1 protein-coding gene is annotated in these 349 nt (G+C 50.7%); it reads right to left on the bottom strand.

Annotated features, from left to right (window positions below; genetic code table 11):
* The coding region (locus Q0954_RS34640) for a hypothetical protein (RefSeq protein ID WP_299466846.1) at nt 1–349 on the bottom strand (349 nt) is incomplete at both ends.

Genomic DNA, 349 nt, shown 5'->3' with positions numbered 1-349 from the left:
GTTACCTGCCCTTTTACCTGGTAGTTTACAGGCTCGGTCGCCAGTCGAGCATCCAATACGGAATAGTCGTAGGCAGTCTGGCCGTTTTTCCAGGCATAATTGTCATAATAAGTCACCGAGTGAACATCCAGGTCAGCATTCGGAAAACTTACATTGGTGTACCCATTGGTGCCTGCCAGGTCAAATGTTTCGTGGCTGGCATATCCAGGATTGCCAAAGTGGGCATCCAGGGCATTTTGTAGTGCCAAACGGGTTTGGTCACTGGTGTACATGCCCGTCATTACGGGGCGGTTGAGCTGGTCATACTTGGTAAAGCTCCACTTGCCCAGGTTGCGTTGGTTGGCATCTT

The sequence above is a fragment of the uncultured Microscilla sp. genome, assembly GCF_947493425.1.
Taxonomy (GTDB): Bacteria; Bacteroidota; Bacteroidia; order Cytophagales; family Microscillaceae; genus Microscilla.
Note: the sequence above shows the minus strand (reverse complement) of the source record. Positions and strands in the feature narration are given on the sequence as shown.